Source organism: Nocardia cyriacigeorgica, from assembly GCF_010858045.1.
GTDB lineage: Bacteria > Actinomycetota > Actinomycetes > Mycobacteriales > Mycobacteriaceae > Nocardia > Nocardia cyriacigeorgica_E.
Window position 1 is genome coordinate 104514 of sequence record NZ_JAAGVC010000011.1, and the last position, 15604, is coordinate 120117.

At 68.5% G+C, this 15604-nt stretch carries 16 protein-coding genes and 1 tRNA gene; 4 read left to right on the forward strand and 13 right to left on the reverse strand.

Annotated features, from left to right (window positions below; genetic code table 11):
- Positions 1–182: 182 nt before the first annotated feature.
- Complete coding sequence (locus GV790_RS13360; RefSeq protein WP_163813666.1) at positions 183–539, reverse strand: Rv2640c family ArsR-like transcriptional regulator; 357 nt, start codon at positions 537–539, stop codon at positions 183–185.
- A 99-nt stretch (positions 540–638) separates the two neighbouring features.
- Here GV790_RS13360 and GV790_RS13365 point away from each other — a divergent pair, with 99 nt between their 5' ends.
- Entirely contained in the window at positions 639–1112 is a 474-nt protein-coding gene (locus GV790_RS13365; protein ID WP_163813667.1) for an ArsI/CadI family heavy metal resistance metalloenzyme, read from the forward strand.
- Positions 1113–1126: 14 nt separating this feature from the next.
- On the opposite strand, the gene GV790_RS13370 is transcribed toward GV790_RS13365, so the two are convergent.
- Positions 1127–1654 carry a GNAT family N-acetyltransferase gene (locus tag GV790_RS13370; RefSeq protein WP_163813668.1) on the reverse strand — a complete coding sequence of 176 codons (528 nt, stop codon included), beginning with the start codon at positions 1652–1654 and terminating at the stop codon, positions 1127–1129.
- A gap of 11 nt (positions 1655–1665) precedes the next feature.
- Entirely contained in the window at positions 1666–2403 is a 738-nt protein-coding gene (locus GV790_RS13375; RefSeq protein WP_256673258.1) for a helix-turn-helix domain-containing protein, read from the reverse strand.
- Positions 2404–2725: 322 nt separating this feature from the next.
- On the opposite strand from GV790_RS13375, the gene GV790_RS31090 reads away from it, so the two are divergent.
- A complete protein-coding gene (locus tag GV790_RS31090; protein ID WP_256673259.1) occupies positions 2726–2923 on the forward strand; it encodes a hypothetical protein in 198 nt (65 codons plus the stop codon).
- Here GV790_RS31090 and GV790_RS13385 read toward each other — a convergent pair.
- The 3 genes from GV790_RS13385 to GV790_RS13395 all read right to left on the reverse strand — a co-directional run bounded on the left by GV790_RS13385 (position 2907) and on the right by GV790_RS13395 (position 4652).
- Positions 2907–3923, reverse strand: coding sequence for an asparagine synthase-related protein (locus tag GV790_RS13385; RefSeq protein WP_163813669.1), 1017 nt, complete (start codon positions 3921–3923; stop codon positions 2907–2909). The genes GV790_RS31090 and GV790_RS13385 overlap by 17 nt on opposite strands.
- 117 nt (positions 3924–4040) lie before the next feature.
- Positions 4041–4116: transfer RNA gene (locus GV790_RS13390), tRNA-Thr, on the reverse strand.
- Between the two features lie 143 nt (positions 4117–4259).
- A complete protein-coding gene (locus GV790_RS13395) occupies positions 4260–4652 on the reverse strand; it encodes a winged helix-turn-helix transcriptional regulator (protein WP_163813670.1) in 393 nt (130 codons plus the stop codon).
- A gap of 100 nt (positions 4653–4752) precedes the next feature.
- On the opposite strand from GV790_RS13395, the gene GV790_RS13400 reads away from it, so the two are divergent.
- Positions 4753–5652 (forward strand): NAD(P)-dependent oxidoreductase, encoded by a 900-nt coding sequence (locus tag GV790_RS13400; protein WP_163813671.1) that lies wholly within the window; start codon positions 4753–4755, stop codon positions 5650–5652.
- Positions 5653–5656: 4 nt separating this feature from the next.
- On the opposite strand, the gene GV790_RS13405 is transcribed toward GV790_RS13400, so the two are convergent.
- From GV790_RS13405 to GV790_RS13415, 3 genes are all read right to left on the reverse strand, one after another.
- Positions 5657–6889 (reverse strand): DNA polymerase III subunit delta', encoded by a 1233-nt coding sequence (locus tag GV790_RS13405; RefSeq protein ID WP_163813672.1) that lies wholly within the window; start codon positions 6887–6889, stop codon positions 5657–5659.
- A gap of 224 nt (positions 6890–7113) precedes the next feature.
- A complete protein-coding gene (gene topA, locus GV790_RS13410; protein WP_163813673.1) occupies positions 7114–9996 on the reverse strand; it encodes a type I DNA topoisomerase in 2883 nt (960 codons plus the stop codon).
- Positions 9997–10291: 295 nt separating this feature from the next.
- Complete coding sequence (locus tag GV790_RS13415; protein ID WP_011206895.1) at positions 10292–10498, reverse strand: cold-shock protein; 207 nt, start codon at positions 10496–10498, stop codon at positions 10292–10294.
- A 500-nt stretch (positions 10499–10998) separates the two neighbouring features.
- Here GV790_RS13415 and GV790_RS13420 point away from each other — a divergent pair, with 500 nt between their 5' ends.
- Positions 10999–13308, forward strand: coding sequence for a DEAD/DEAH box helicase (locus GV790_RS13420; protein ID WP_163813674.1), 2310 nt, complete (start codon positions 10999–11001; stop codon positions 13306–13308).
- 299 nt (positions 13309–13607) lie between these two features.
- On the opposite strand, the gene GV790_RS13425 is transcribed toward GV790_RS13420, so the two are convergent.
- From GV790_RS13425 to GV790_RS13440, 4 genes are all read right to left on the reverse strand, one after another.
- Positions 13608–13961, reverse strand: coding sequence for an Rv3654c family TadE-like protein (locus tag GV790_RS13425; protein ID WP_163813675.1), 354 nt, complete (start codon positions 13959–13961; stop codon positions 13608–13610).
- A 293-nt stretch (positions 13962–14254) separates the two neighbouring features.
- Positions 14255–14587 (reverse strand): TadE family type IV pilus minor pilin, encoded by a 333-nt coding sequence (locus GV790_RS13430; protein WP_163813676.1) that lies wholly within the window; start codon positions 14585–14587, stop codon positions 14255–14257.
- Positions 14588–14622: 35 nt separating this feature from the next.
- On the reverse strand, positions 14623–14823 hold the full coding sequence (locus tag GV790_RS13435; protein ID WP_195020914.1) for a DUF4244 domain-containing protein: 201 nt from the start codon (positions 14821–14823) through the stop codon (positions 14623–14625).
- 138 nt (positions 14824–14961) lie between these two features.
- The gene (locus GV790_RS13440; RefSeq protein WP_195020488.1) at positions 14962–15573 is read right to left on the reverse strand and encodes a type II secretion system F family protein; all 612 of its coding nucleotides are present in this window, start codon (positions 15571–15573) and stop codon (positions 14962–14964) included.
- Positions 15574–15604: the final 31 nt, after the last annotated feature.

The window sequence follows — 15604 nt, forward strand, 5'->3', positions numbered from 1 at the left end:
GTGGGCCCAGCGCCGCACTCGGCCGGCTCAACACCAGCACGACTGCCGAACACCGGCGCCGGCCCAGGTCAATTCCAGCGCGACCAGCTCAACCCCAGCGCGGCTGGCCATGCCACGCACGGTCGGCCCAACACCGCACGGACAGCCCGGAACCGGCACAGCCCAGCACCGGTACGGCCGGCTCAGCAGCAATTCGGATCGAGCACCACGCACAGTGCGGACAGCGCGTCGCGGCGCGCCTGGTGGAATACGCTCATCCCGCGCCGCTCGGACCGCACCAGACCTGCCTTCCGGAGCTGGCCGAGGTGATGGCTGACCGTCGATTCGGCGAGTCCGAGCGCGCGGGCCAGCTCGCCCGTGCTCTCCGCGCCATCAGCCGAGGTGAGCAGCAGTGACATCAGTTTGACCCGCGCCGGGTCCGCGATCGCCTTCAGGCGCAGCGCCACCTCGAGGGCGGCGGCATCGTCGACCGGGCCTGCGGCCACCGGAGCGCAACACACCGGCGCCGACATATCCACCAGGGGCAAAGTTTTCGGCACGAAATCCACCTTACGCCGGGTATTGACATATGTCGAAAAGGTGAGCAAGCTGATGCCTGTCAGCTCTTCGATATATGTCTCACAGGTGGAGGTTCTGTCATGTCCCGCATCCAACTCGCCCTCAACGTCGACGACCTCGAGGCGTCGGTGAAGTTCTACTCGACCCTCTTCGGCACCGAGCCGGCCAAACGCAAGCCCGGCTACGCCAACTTCGCGATCACCGAACCACCGTTGAAGCTCGTTCTCATCGAAAACCCGGGCCACGGAGGTTCCGTCAACCACCTCGGCGTCGAAGTGGAATCCACCGACACCGTCCACTCCGAAATCACCCGCCTCGCCGAGGCCGGCCTGTTCACCGAGGAAGAAATGAACACCACCTGCTGCTTCGCCACCCAGGACAAGGTCTGGGTAACCGCACCCGACAAAGAACACTGGGAGGTCTACACCGTCCTAGCCGACAGCGAAACCTTCGGCAAGGCCCCGGAATTGCTCGCCGACGACGAATCCCGCTGTTGCGGAACCACAACCACCGAAGCCGACGCCGCCTGCTGCTCCACGGCCGCGCGGACGTAGCGGGCCGCCGCACCTCAGACGCGAAGCCGATCGAGCGCGATCCGGTACCGCCGGGCCGGACCGAGCTCGGTCTCCTCAATCGCCTCGAGCACGCCACCGCAGCGCTCGATCGTCTTCGCCGAAGCGACATTTCCGGCCGCGCAGATCACCAACACCCGCCCCATCCCGAGCCCCCGCGCCTCATCGAGCATCCGGCCAAGAGCCCACGTCGTCAGCCCGCGCCCACGCGCCGAAGGCCGGATGCCATACCCGATGTGCCCCACCCGCAGCACGTCGTCTTCGCCCCCATGCCGTAGTGCGATCCCACCGAGCACCCGATCATCGTCGACGATCCACCGGTAGGTACACCGCGCCGCCGCGGGCATCACCCCACTCGACTCATCCAGCAGTCGCTGCACCCATGCCGCGAATCCGGTTGCCGACTCGACGTCATCGGACGGCCGCAATCCGAACCCGTCCTCATGCACCCCCGGCCCCCACTCGGCATGTGCCTCGAGCCACCCCGAACGCCATCGCACCGCAGGCACGACCAACTCCGGCATATGCCCTCAGCCTATGCCTCGACCGGCCGCTGATACGCGTCGAGAGTCGACTTGCTGGTATTCGACTCTTGGAGAACCAATTCCCATGGACCCGAGTTGATTTCGAAGTCCTTCCCGAATCCGATCCACTTCCCGGCCATCCGGTTGCCGGTCGGGTCGATGAGCAGTTGTACCGCTCCGTGGTAGCGAGCGCCACGGTAGTACCCGTCGACCGCGGTGCGTTCGGACCACGTGCCGGTCGCGACATTGCCGTCCACGGTGAGGTCCATCTCCGTGACCGACGGCGACGACCCGGGCAAGCTGCGCACGGTGATCTGGGTGTCGTGATGCAAGACCACGGCGTAATGGGCGACAGTGAACGTCGCGTCGCGTCCGGTCGAGTAGTACTCGTATCGGCTCAGCCACACTCCCGAATGATCGCCGCTCACCCGCGCCGCCGCTGCGGGAACGCTGTCGAAGGCGCCGACCGGCGACTCGACATCTCGGCTGTTGTCGTTGAGGCCACCGATTCCGCGCCCCGCCCGCACCGCCCCGAACCCGAGCGATTCGATCGGCAGCTTCATCACCCGTTCGAGCGCCTGAGCGTGACTCGGCCGGGGGTAGGCCGTCGCACCGGACTCCCAGCGCTGCACCAGCCGCTTGGTCGCGCTGACACATCCGGCCTCCCGCAGCGCCCGCGCCAGATCGTCCTGGCTCATCAAACGGGCCGTACGAGCGGCCCGCAGCGCGGTATTGGGTGTCGTTCGCATAGCTGCCACCGTAACCCGAATGACGCCGAAATGTCGCCCTATTTGCTGACCAGAAGACACCCGCCGCGTCGTCGCCAGGACATCCCCGAGCGAGCACTGTCAGCAGCATGCCCCGCCGCCGGGTGTCTGATCTCCGGCGGCGGGAGCGAGCCAACTACGGGACAGAGGGGTATTGGGAATGGACTGCACGCCGAAGGCAATCGGATTGGTGCGGCGCGGAGTACCCGGCGAAGACGGGGCCGATCTCGGTGCGCTCGCCGAACGGCACGGGTATCGGTTGGTTTTCACAGTCGGGCTCGACGTCCGGCCGCTGGTGGCGGCGATGGCGCTCGCGCAGCATTTGGGCGATCACGCGGCGACTGCCGTGGTCGTGCCGACCTTCGAGCACGCCGAGCCGTACCGGATGATCGTCACCGAACTGGCGACCCTGATTACTCCGGTGCGGGTCTACCGGCGCGGGCACCGCTGGCCGGCCGGTGGCGAGGAGGGCAGGCGGCGAGGGGTTATCCCTTCTCGATGATGGCCAGGTACAGGCGGGTGGCGACGGCTTCGGCGTCCTCGGTCATCGGGTCGGAGTAGGTCTGTGCGCCGGGGAGGTCGGCGGCGTATGCCCTTGCGGCGGAGACGAGGGCGCCCATCAGGCCGGATGAGCGTTGGATCGGTGATTTCGGCGACCAGGCAAGGTGTTTCGATTCCGCGGGCAGGGCAGCGTCGCAGGCCATGCGGAGGGCGAATTTGTCGAATGCGCGGCCATCGCGGGTGCCGAAGAGGGCGGATGGGGCGAAGGTCTCGGCGAGGTGCCACCAGCGGACCGTCTGGTAGACGTGGATCAAGCGGTCGGCGTATCCGTCCAACAGGGCTGGATAGAAGTGCGGGACGAGCCGGTCGTAGCGGAAGTTCGCCGCGGATTCGGCTCTGATCAGCCGGTCGAGTTCAGCCCGGGCTGCATGGGAGGCGGGCGGATGCGTCAACTGGCGACCGCCGCCGAATATGGCATCGGCGCCGCTTCCGCCCAGGATCGCGCCCAGGTCCGGGATCGTGTCGAAGACCCGGCGGGCCGCGACGAGCGGAATCCCGGCCGTGACCTCCCACAGTTCCGAGGTGCCGAGCCGCCCCATCACATCGCGCGAAAGCTCGATCACATCGGTGCCGCCGAGCCGGATCACGTGATGACGTAGCCCGAGCGCAGCTGCCGCGACCGCCGCGTTCGCCTCATGGTGCTCACCATCGGTGACGACGGTGACCGCCACCGGCTCGGCACCCAACGCAACGGCAACGGCTGCCACGTAGATCGAGTCGACCCCACCGCTGAGCAGCACGGCCGGGATACCGCCGAACCGTTCGAGCACAGCGGCGATGCGCGATCGGGCTTCTTCCGCGATCAGCTCACCGGCTTCGGCCGGATCGGTGATCGTGCGCGCATCGGGATTCGGTTCGGCGATGCCGTCGACGAGGTCCGAAACGTATTGCAGCGGTTCGGCGGTCTGCTCGGTCTGCTCGGTAGCGGTGCGAATGTCCACCGTTCAGTTGTACGGCAGCCGGCGATGTGACAATCCGTGACGAGAACGGTTCCGGGGCCTACCGCACCGGAACCGTCGTCGACATGAAGAATCAGCTGATCAGAGCTGGTCTCCGAGTGGAGCCGCCTGGGGGAATCGAACCCCCGACCTTTTCATTACGAGTGAAGCGCTCTACCGACTGAGCTAAGGCGGCGTGCCTTTCGGCGTCGCGAGTCTATCGTCTCGGCGGGCGGAACGCGAAAACGGGTGCTCGGTGGGCTGGTGGGGCGGGCTGCGAGGCCTGGTTCCGGGCTCGTCCGGGGCAGCGAGAGCCGGGTATCGGGCTGTGCGGGGGGCTCAGTGGGTCGGCTGAGCAAGCTGGTGGCCGGGGCGTGATGGGTCGGCGGGGCTCGAGTGCGGGGTGCCGCCCATGAGGTGTTCGCGGCCCCATGCCTCCAGGGGGAGCAGTGCGTCGTTGAGCAGTGCGCCGAGCGGGGTGAGCGAGTATTCGACGCGTGGCGGCACCTCGTCGTAGACCTCACGGTGCACGATGCCGTCGGCTTCGAGCTCGCGTAGCTGGGTGGTGAGGACCTTCTCGGTGACGCCGGGCACCGCGCGGCGTAGTTCTCCGAACCGGCGCGGGCGCTCGCTCAACGGCCAGAGGATCAGCAGCTTCCATTTACCGTTCAGCACCGACAGCGTGGCATCCAGTCCGCACGTGTAGGCGCCCGGCCTGCGCGTAATCGGCATCACTACCCCTCTCACCTGCCTGTTCACTTTCCCGGAAGTGCGTGCGCACTTCGATGTGCGTACTTGTCGGGCCTCCGGGACCGGGCAAAGACTATCCGCCATGTCCGACAACAATTCTCAGCAAGCAGTCACCGTCCTCGGTCTCGGCGATATGGGGACGGCACTGGCCCGGGCCTGGCTGTCCGCCGGATTCTCGGTCACGGTGTGGAACCGCAGCGTCCGCCCCGCGCCGGCGGGCGCGGTGGTCGCGGCGGATATCGCGGCCGCTGTCGCGGCGAATCGGCTCGTCGTTGTGTGCCTGCTCGACGACGCGTCGGTCCGCGCGACGCTCGACGGTGTCGACCTGACCGGTCGTGACGTCGTCAATCTGACAACCAGCACTCCGGCGGAGGCCCGCACTCTGTCGGAGTGGGTGGCCGCGCGCGGCGGGCGGTTCCTCGACGGCGGCATCATGGCCGTTCCGTCGATGATCGGTGTGCCCGGCTCGGGCGCGTACGTGTTCTACAGCGGCTCGCCCGAGCTGCACGAAGCCCATGTCAAGGCGTTGTCGGTGCCCGCCGGGGTCGAGTACGTGGGCGCGGACGCCGGGTTCGCCGCCCTCTACGACATCGCCCTGCTCAGCGGCATGTGGGGCATGTTCGCCGGCGCCGCGCACGCCTTCGCGCTGATCGGGAAGGAGGACATCTCGCCAGTCGAGTTCGCACCACGCTTGATCGCCTATCAGCAGGCGATGGCCGGCTACTCGTACGGCACCGCGGCCCAGCTCGCGAGCGGCGACTACACCGACGGTGTCGAATCGAATCTGGCGATGATGGTGACGACGAACGCGACACTGTTGCGCACCGCGGCCGAGCAAGGCGTCAGCGCGGAGCTCCTCGCGCCGTTCATGGCATTGATGGATCGGCGAGTCGCCGAGGGCGGAGGCCGGGAGTCCACCACCGGAGTGGTCGATTTGCTACGTCTACCAGACATTGCCGCGCAGCACAGCCGCCCCCGGTGACCATCTAGCCGGACTGCGCGGCGATCAGCGCCGCGACCATGGCTGCGAGGGCGAACCGGGGCTTGACGTTGAGGTCGAGCGCTTCGCGGCAGGCCAGCACCGCCTCGAGCGAGCGGAGCAGCCCTTCGGGTGGTACGCGGTCGGCGAGGTCGGTGATCTGGTCGGCCAGGTCGGGGTGGGTGAGCGTGATCCCGTCGGTGCTGGGTTTGCGGCGCGAACGGCCCATACCGGTGCCGGCGGCGAAGCGGACGGCGAGCGCGTCACGGTAGACGCCGGCGACGTCGATCAGGGCGCGGTCGAGGGCGTCGCGGCCGGTGCGGGTGGCGCGGGATTTCTGCCGGCGCTCGAGATCTTTGAGCACGCCCGCTGATCCCCGGGTGGCGCTCGCGGCGCCCTTGCCGGTGCCGCCCGCACCCATGGCGGTGGCGAGTTCTTCGCGTTCGCGCTCGTCGCGGTCGGCACTCATCTGCTTGGCTTCGTCGTCGGCGGCTTTCACCAGGTCGTCGGCGGCGGCGTAGGCGGCGCCGGGCCTGGACACCGCGGAGACCAGGGCGAGGGCGCGTTTGCGGTGCTCGCGTGCTTCGGCGTCGGTGGCGAGGCGGCGAGCGCGCCCCACATGCCCACCGCTGACCGAGGCCGCCCACTCGGCGGTCTCGGCGTCGAGCTGGTCGCGTTCGCGCAGGACCTGCGCGATCGCGGGGACCGAGGGCGTGACGAGATGGACGTGCCTGCATCGCGAACGCAGCGTGACCGAGATGTCCTCGGGATCCACCGAGGGAGCGCACAGCAGGAACACCGTGCGGTCCGGCGGTTCCTCGACCACCTTGAGCAGCACATTGCCGGCTGCTTCGGTGAGCCGGTCGGCGTCCTCGATCAGCACCACCTGCCAGCGGCCGGTGCTCGGGCGGCGCGCGGCGATCTGGACGATCTCGCGCATCTCCTTGGTGCTGATGCTCAGGCCCTCGGGGATGACCCGGCGGACGTCACCGTGGGTGCCTGCCATGGTGGTGGTGCAGGCATGGCAGTGGCCGCAGCCGGGTGTGCCGGGATCGGTGCACTGCAGCGCGGCGGCGAAGCACAGCGCCGCCACCGAACGGCCGGACCCCGGCGGGCCGGTGAACAGCCACGAATGCGTCATCGCGCCCTCGACGGACCCGGCGCGTGCGGCGATCGCGGCAGCAGTCAGCTCCGATTCGACCGCATCCTGGCCGACCAACCGATCGAAGACACCCGCCACGTCGTACACCCTAGCGGCCGGGACCGACACGTCGTTGCGGCGCGATCACCTGCGACGGTGCGCGATCGGTTTCCGGCTCTACTCGCCGCGCGAACAGTGTCGTCACGCCGTGCCCACTGGAGCGTTCTGCCGCGCCGCAATGCGAACACTGCCGACGCGCCGCACCGACACCTGCTGCCGGTGCGGGCGCGGCCAGGAGCCCGCGCATCGGCCCGCGCCGACCGCTAGTCCGAGCTCGCCTTGGCCGAGGCCTTCTTCGCCGGTGCCTTCTTGGCGGCCGTCTTCTTGGCGGCGGTCGCCTTCTTCGCGGCCGTGGTCTTCGCCGTCGTCTTCTTGGCCGCGGTCTTCTTGGCGGTCTTCTTCGCCGCCTTCTTCACCGGTCCACGCGCCCGGCGATCGGCCAGCAGCTCCGCCGCCCGCTCGTCGGTGATCGACTCGACCTCGTCACCCTTGCGCAGGCTGGCATTGGTTTCGCCATCGGTGACGTACGGACCGAAGCGACCGTCCTTGATCACCATCGGCTTACCGCTGGCCGGATCGTTGCCGAGTTCGCGCAGCGGGGCGGCGCTGGCGGCCTGCCTGCCGCGACGCTTGGGCTCGGCGTAGATCTTCAACGCCTCATCGAGCGTGATGCTGAAGATCTGATCCTCATCGGCCAGCGAACGGGAGTCGGTGCCCTTCTTCAGGTACGGCCCGTAACGCCCGTTCTGCGCGGTGATCTCCTCGCCGGAGGCCGGATCGGTGCCGACCACACGCGGCAGCGACAGCAGTTTCAGCGCGTCGTCGAGGGTGATCGTGGCCAGATCCATGGATTTGAACAGCGATCCGGTCCGCGGTTTCGGCGCAGCGGCCTTCTTCGCGGTCTTCTTCGCCGGAGCCGCCTCTTCCTCGGGTTCGGGCAGGATCTCGGTGACGTAGGGGCCGAATCGTCCTTCCTTGGCGACGATTTCGTGCCCGGAAGCCGGATCCACGCCCAGCGAACGACCCTCCTGCGGCGTCGCGAACAGCTTCTCGGCGACCTCGGGAGTCAGCTCGTCGGGCGGCAGATCGTCGGGCAGATTCGCCCGCTGCGAGATCGAATCACCTTCCGGATCATCCGGATTGGTGACCATCCGCTCCAGGTACGGCCCGTAGCGGCCGACGCGCACCACCACGTCACGGTTTTCGGCGTCGGTGAAGAGTTTGATCGAGTTGACCTCGCGGGCGTCGATATCGTCGAGCCGCTCGCCGACCATCTTCTTCAGCCCGCCCGACCGCGCGACCGAGCCGTCGGCACCGTGATCGCCGCCGAAATAGAAGCTGGACAACCAGTTTCCGCGCTGCTCACGCCCACCGGCGATGGCGTCGAGATCGTCCTCCATGGCAGCGGTGAAGTCGAAATCGACCAGGCGGCCGAAGTGTTCTTCGAGCAGCCCGACCACCGCGAACGCCACCCACGACGGCACCAGCGCGCTACCGCGCTTGTAGACGTAGCCGCGATCCAGGATCGTTTTGATGATCGACGAATACGTGGAGGGGCGGCCGATGCCGAGCTCTTCGAGCGCCTTGATCAGCGAGGCTTCGGTGTAGCGGGCCGGCGGATTGGTGCTGTGCAAGTCCGGGTTCAGCTCCACCGCGGTGACGCCCTGACCCTCTTCGAGTGCGGGCAGGCGCGATTCGGCGTCGTCGGATTGGCCGCCGGCCTCCTCGTCGACGCTCTCGACGTAGGCCTTGAGGAAGCCGGGGAAGGTGATGGTGCGCCCGGAGGCGGAGAACACGCATTCCTCACCGGTGCCCGCGACGCCGGTGATCCGCAGGGTGAGCGTGGTGCCCCTGGCGTCGGCCATCTGGGAAGCGACCGTGCGCTGCCAGATCAGCTCGTAGAGCCGGAACTCGTCGTTGTCGAGCCGGGCGTGCAGCTCACCGGGGGTGGCGAAGGTATCGCCCGCCGGGCGGATCGCCTCGTGTGCTTCCTGCGCGTTCTTGACCTTGCGGGTGTACTGCCGGGCCGTCGGATGCACATATTCCGAGCCGTAGAGCTGGGTGGCCTGCGACCGGGCGGCATTGATCGCCGACTGCGACAGCGTGGTCGAGTCGGTACGCATGTAGGTGATGTAGCCGTTCTCGTACAGCCGCTGCGCCACCCGCATGGTGCGCTCGGAGGTGAAGCGCAGCTTGCGGCCCGCCTCCTGCTGCAACGTGGAAGTCATGAACGGCGCGTACGGCTTGCGTGAGTAGGGCTTGGCTTCCGCGGAGGAAACGACCAGGTCGGCGCCGTCGAGCGCCTCGGCGAGGCGGCGCGCGTACGCCTCGTCCAGCACGACGACGCCGGAGTCGGCCTTCAACTGACCGTCGGAACCGAAGTCGCGGCCGGAGGCCACGCGCGCACCGTCGACGTTGACCAGACGCGCACCGAACGTGCGCGGATTGCCACCGGCCTCGCCGGTATCGCCCGCGTCGAGCTTGGCGGCGATATCCCAGTACTCGGCCGAACGGAACGCCATCCGCTCGCGTTCACGGCGAACGATCACCCTGGTCGCGACGGACTGCACGCGGCCGGCCGACAACCGCGGCATGACCTTCTTCCACAGCACCGGGCTGACCTCGTAGCCGTACAGGCGGTCCAGGATGCGGCGGGTCTCCTGCGCGTCGACCAGGTCGCTGTCCAGATCACGGGTATCGGCGGCCGCGGCCTGGATGGCGGGCTCGGTGATCTCGTGGAACACCATTCGCCGGACCGGGATCTTCGGCTTGAGGGTTTCCAGCAGGTGCCAGGCGATGGCCTCGCCCTCGCGGTCGGGGTCGGTGGCCAGGTAGAGCTCGTCGGCGTCCTTGAGCAGGCTCTTGAGCTCGGTGACCTTGCCCTTCTTATCCGGGCTCACCACATAGATCGGCTCGAAATCGTGGTCGACGTCGACACCCAGGCGCGCCCAGGGCTGGCCCTTGTATTTGGCGGGTACATCCGCCGCGCCGCGCGGCAGGTCCCGGATATGACCGACGGAGGCCTCCACCGTGTAATTACGGCCCAGATAGGGCGCGATTTTGCGGGCCTTGGTCGGGGACTCGACGATCACGAGACGACGCAGGGGACGGCCCTGGTCGGCTGCACCGCGGTCTCGTGTTGCCACCGGCGAATACACCTTTCCTTCTCGACCCGCGCGCCGCTGTTCGCGTCCGCACGGCTAGGGCAATAGTGGCGATGTCGTATATCGCTACCAGACACGTTTATACCTTGACGCTGCGCGTGGTCGAGTGGTTGCGATCGGAACCACCGAGCGTACGCGCTATCGCGGATCAGTATGCAGTGCCCCGGTCCGGCCGTCCCGCGCGGCGGGGGTGGAGACGGAGGAACCTACCCCAGATATAGCTCGTCCCTCACCGCCGTTACCGGTGGTGAGGGACGAGCTGTGGATGAATGCGAGCTCAGCTGAGCGCGCGAACTCCGGTGGCCTGCGGGCCCTTGGTGCCCTGGCCGACCTCGAACTCGACCTTCTGGTTCTCCTCGAGGGTACGGAAGCCGGACCCCTGAATCTCGGAGTAGTGGACGAAGACGTCAGCGGAGCCGTCCTCGGGCGCGATGAAGCCGAACCCCTTCTCCGCGTTGAACCACTTCACAGTTCCCTGTGCCATTCTGTTCCTCTTCTTTTCTTACCGGAACGGCGGACAACTGGGTTCGTCCACCGGGCCCGTTCCGACCGCTGTACTGTTGGTTCCCCCTGCAAGGAAAGCACCAAGTACATCGTTCGCAACATCGATCCTGCCGACGGTTTGGACTTTGGATCCGTCCCTCGAACACAGAAGCTTGCGACCAGGAACCAGTGAACCATGTCTTTGCGTAATTCAACAGCGGAGTTACCGACAATTTGCAAAAAACTTGATCTTGCGAATGCGCAGGTGAGGGACACATTGGGGGAATCCAGACTTCCGGTACGTTTGCCCCCCGATAACCGAGCGAGCATCTGGCTACCGGGCTGTGACCCAGGTCGCTATTGGGTATCGAATTGGCAGGTGACGCTCCCTGGACGCACACGTTTCACACTTTCCCGACACGCCGGAGGTCCGAACGAGTGAATCCGGCAGACCGGACCAGCCGGACCGCGACCGCGAACGGCGAAAGCTACGGGCGATCGTTGCTGAATCGTGTCCGAACGCCGGGCTCGGACGGGGACTCCCGGCTCACCCACGTGGCCGAACTTCCGGCTCGGGCGGGACGGGTCGGCGAATGGCCGGTATGGGTGCGTCAGGAAGTCATCACCGCATTCGCCGCAATCGGCATCGACGCACCGTGGTCGCACCAGGCCAGCACCGCCGAGACCGCGGCGAGCGGGCAGCACGTGGTGGTCGCGACCGGCACCGCGTCCGGGAAATCGCTGGGATACCAGCTGCCCGTACTCAGCGGTCTACTCGACGATCCCACCGCCACCGCCCTCTATATCGCCCCGACCAAGGCGCTCGGCGCCGATCAGCTACGCATGATCGGCGAACTCACCCATGAGGGCCCGCTGCGCGATATCCACGCCGCGACCTACGACGGCGATACTCCCGGCGAGATCCGGCAGTGGGTGCGGGCGAACGCGCGATGGATCTTCACCAACCCGGACATGCTGCACGTTGGCATGCTGCGCTCGCACAAGCGCTGGGCCAGGGTGCTGCGCAGGCTGCGCTATGTGGTGGTGGACGAATGCCACGCCTACCGCGGCGTCTTCGGCTCGCACGTCGCGCTGGTGCTGCGCCGCCTACGCAGGCTGGCCACCCACTACGGCGCCGACCCGGTGTTCGTGCTGTGTTCGGCCACCACCGCCGACCCCGCCGAGGCAGCATCGCGGCTGGTGGGAGCGCCGTGTGTGGCCGTCACCGAGGACAGCTCACCGCATGGGGCGCGCACCGTCGCCTTGTGGGAGCCGCCGCTGTCGACCGCCGTGACCGGCGAAAACGGCGCACCGGTGCGCCGGTCGGCCAACTCGGAGGCCGCTCGGATCATGGCCGACCTGGTGGTCGAGGGCGCGCGCACCTTGACCTTCGTGCGATCGCGGCGCGGCGCGGAAACAGCGGCGATGGAGGCCCGCAGGCTGCTGGCCGAGGTGGATCCGCAGCTGGTCGAACGGGTCGCGGCCTACCGCGGCGGCTACCTGCCCGAGGATCGGCGCGAGCTGGAAGCGGCCATCTCCGACGGGCGGCTACTGGCCGCGGCCACCACCAATGCGCTCGAGCTCGGCGTCGATATCGCCGGCCTGGATGCCGTGGTGATGTCCGGTTTCCCGGGCACCGTCGCCTCGTTCTGGCAGCAGGCCGGACGGGCGGGCAGGCGCACCCAGGGCTCACTCGTCCTGCTCGTGGCCAGGGACGATCCGCTGGACACTTACCTGGTCCACCACCCGGATGCACTGCTCGGCAGGCCGGTCGAGGCCACCATCACCGACCCGGGCAATCCCTATGTGCTCGGACCGCAGTTGCTGTGCGCGGCGCTGGAACTGCCACTGACCGACCGCGAAGCCGAGGCGCTGGGTGCGCGCCCGGTGCTGGCCGATCTCGCTGGTCGAGGACTGATCCGCCGCCGGGAGAACGGCAGTCCGGACACCGCGCGCTGGTACGTCACCGCCGATGCGCAGCCGCATGATGCCGTCGATGTCCGTGGCGGCATCGGGGCGCCGGTCGCGATCGTCGACGGCGAGTCCGGCCGGCTGCTCGGCACCGCCGACGCCGGTCGCGCCCTGTCGACCCTGCACACCGGCGCCGTCCACCTGCACCAGGGCGAGACCTATGTGGTGGATGAACTCGACCTCGACGGTGGGGTCGCATTCGTCCACGAAGGCGATCCGGGCTGGACCACCAGCGCGCGCCAGACCACCTCCCTCACCGTCGACGCATTCCTCGACCGACGCGTCCACGGCGCGGTCACCGCGGCATCGGCGCAGGTCACCGTCACCAGCCAGGTGGTCGGATACCTGCGCACGCTGCCCACCGGCGAGGTGCTCGACCTGGTGGAACTCGATCTGCCGCCGCAGACCCTGCCCACCAGGGCCGTGCTGTACACCGTGACGCCGGACCTGCTGGCACACGCAGGCATCACGGCAGCCCAGATCCCCGGCGCCCTGCATGCCGCCGAGCACGCCGCCATCGGGCTGCTCCCGCTGGTGGCGACCTGCGACCGCTGGGACATCGGTGGCGTCTCCATTGCCGAGCATCCCGACACCGGGCTGCCGACGGTGTTCGTCTACGACGGTCAGCCCGGCGGCGCGGGTTTCGCCGAACGCGGCTACGCCCAGCTCGAGCGCTGGTTGTCGGCGACGTCGGCGGCCATCGACTCGTGCACGTGCACGGCGGGCTGCCCGTCTTGCGTGCAGTCACCCAAGTGCGGCAACGGCAACAGTCCGCTGGACAAGGCCGGTGCGGCCCGGCTGCTGACCGCGGTGCTGGCTGCGCTGCGAGCCGGCAGGTGACAGCCGTCCGCCCGAACGGTGATCTTGCCGCCGCCGTGGCGTGACCGTCCGGTCATCTGCGGCGGCGATGGCCGGGGTGAAGCCCGGTATGTGCGCCGAGTAACCGGGTTCGCCAGCGCTGTCCGAATAAAGAGGACGGTTCTCATGTTAACTGGTGCATAGCCATGACCTCTCACGTATCCATATGCGGATCTGTTCATCCCTTTTCCTCGAGTGCCCGGAGAATTAACAGCAGCGCCGTATTAATTCATCGATAAGAAATGGGAATACTCGCCGTTAACAAAATGCTGGCCGTGCCATCACTGCTGTTCTTCGACCGGTCCGGCGCGTGCCATGGCACGTACTGTTCGGTCGCCTAATAGACCCATTGGTACTTTTCCTTCCACGGTCACTACGACATCCCACTCGGCGACCTCGCATCCGCGAATCGTCATCCGCATCCGACGCGCGATCTCACCTCCCTCGGTGCACGCCTGCGCCGCTCCGTGGGCCAGGGCGCCGGCCGCCGCCAAGGCCGCGAGATCAGCGGCTGCCTGCGCCCGATGGCGCGCCACCACCCCGGCGCCCACCTGACCCACCAGCATCGTCAGCACCAGCAGACCGGCCAGTGCCAGCGCGGCGAATACGGTCGCGACGCCCGCCTCACCCCGCATCCGAGTGGACCTGTTCGTATCGTCACCGGCCGCGCCGAGACACCCAGGCCGAGGCATGAGCGCAATGCCACGCCCCGCGGTCCGGGCCGAGCTCCGTTCCGCACCGCGCGGGCCACGACCAGTGCGCGCTCGGCACCGCGCCGGACCAAGCTGCGGGCGTCCTGATACCGACGCGGGCGGCGAGCGATCAAGCCCGACCGGCCGGTCACCCCGTGGCCGCGGGCCGGGCCGCGAGGTCCGCTGCCGGCACGGGCCGCGGCGTAGCATTCGCCCGGCCCGGGGTTGACGATCGCTCACAGTTCCGCACCCGGTTCGGGCGTTGCGACGGCTTCCGCACGTAGTTCCAGGAGCGGCAGTAGTGGCGTCCCGGCGGTGACTGTGGCCAGAATCCGCGTTCCCTCCCGGCGCACCGAGATCTCTGCGCCGGGTGGGGCAATGGCGCGAGCGGCGGGAACGGCGTTGGCGGCGTCACCGCGGGCGGTGAGGCGGGCGGCCTCGCGGGCGGCGTCGACGCAGCGGACCTGGGTCGAGGCCGCCAGTAGCGCACCGATGCACGCGACGACCGCCACGACTATCGCCGCCACAGCGATCGCCGCCTCGACGGTGACGGCGCCGGTGTCGTCCACGAGAAGCGGTGCGCTCCAACGCCGCCCGCCCCGCGCTAGACGTTCGTGTCGAGCGCGCGGTCGATGATCTTGGTCAGCGCGTCCACGATGCTGTCGCCCGTCACCACCGCGTACAGCACGGCTCCGAAGGCCGCGGCGGCGATCGTGCCGATGGCGTATTCCGCGGTACTCATCCCGCTGTCGTCGGCCATCAGGTGCCACAGCCGGGTCCGCACCGACGCGCTCCATGAGCGCATCCGGTGCGTCCCGGTGGAGCACGCGCCGTGCATACCGTGCCGCGCCGCCCTCTCGATGGGCATCTTGTTCCCCTCTCCTGCGAGCCCACGCGGCGAGTCCGCGCGGGAACGTCTCCGATGCCGAGCCCGCCGGCGCTGTCATAGCAGGCCGCCACCGAGCACCCGGCCGGCGAGCCCGATGATCACCGGGACGATGCCGAGGCAGATGAATGCGGGCAGGAAGCACAGCCCGAGCGGCCCGCCGATCAGCACACCGGCGCGTTCGGCCCGCGCGGCGGCCGCATCCTGGACCGCGCCGCGGCGCTGCTCGGCCAGTTCCCCCACCGCCACCGCGAGCGAGGAACCGGAACGGGCCGACCGCCGCGCGAGTCGCGCCAGAGCTTCGATCTCCCCTGACCCATCGGTCGCCTCCCGCGCCGCTCGCTCCCAGGCAGCGGCCGCATCGGCTCCGAGTGCCAGCAGATCGGCGGCCCGGCGCAGCGGCCCGGCCAGCGCCGGTGGTGCACCCGGAACCACGGCGTAGACCGCCGAGTCGATGGGCATGCCCGCGCGCAGGCAGGCGGCCAAGAGGTCGAAGACCGAGGCGGCCGCCAAAGGGTCGATTCCTCGCCGTCGCCGCGCGCGCGTGAACCCGCGGCCGGCCGAGGGCTTCTCGGCCGAGTTCAGCCGACGCGTCACTACCAACCGCCCCGGTAAGAGCAGCATCGCGACAGCCAGCAGCATCGCGGCGACCGCGGCCGGCGATCCCATCGGTTTCCTCCTGGTACACAGCACGATCCGG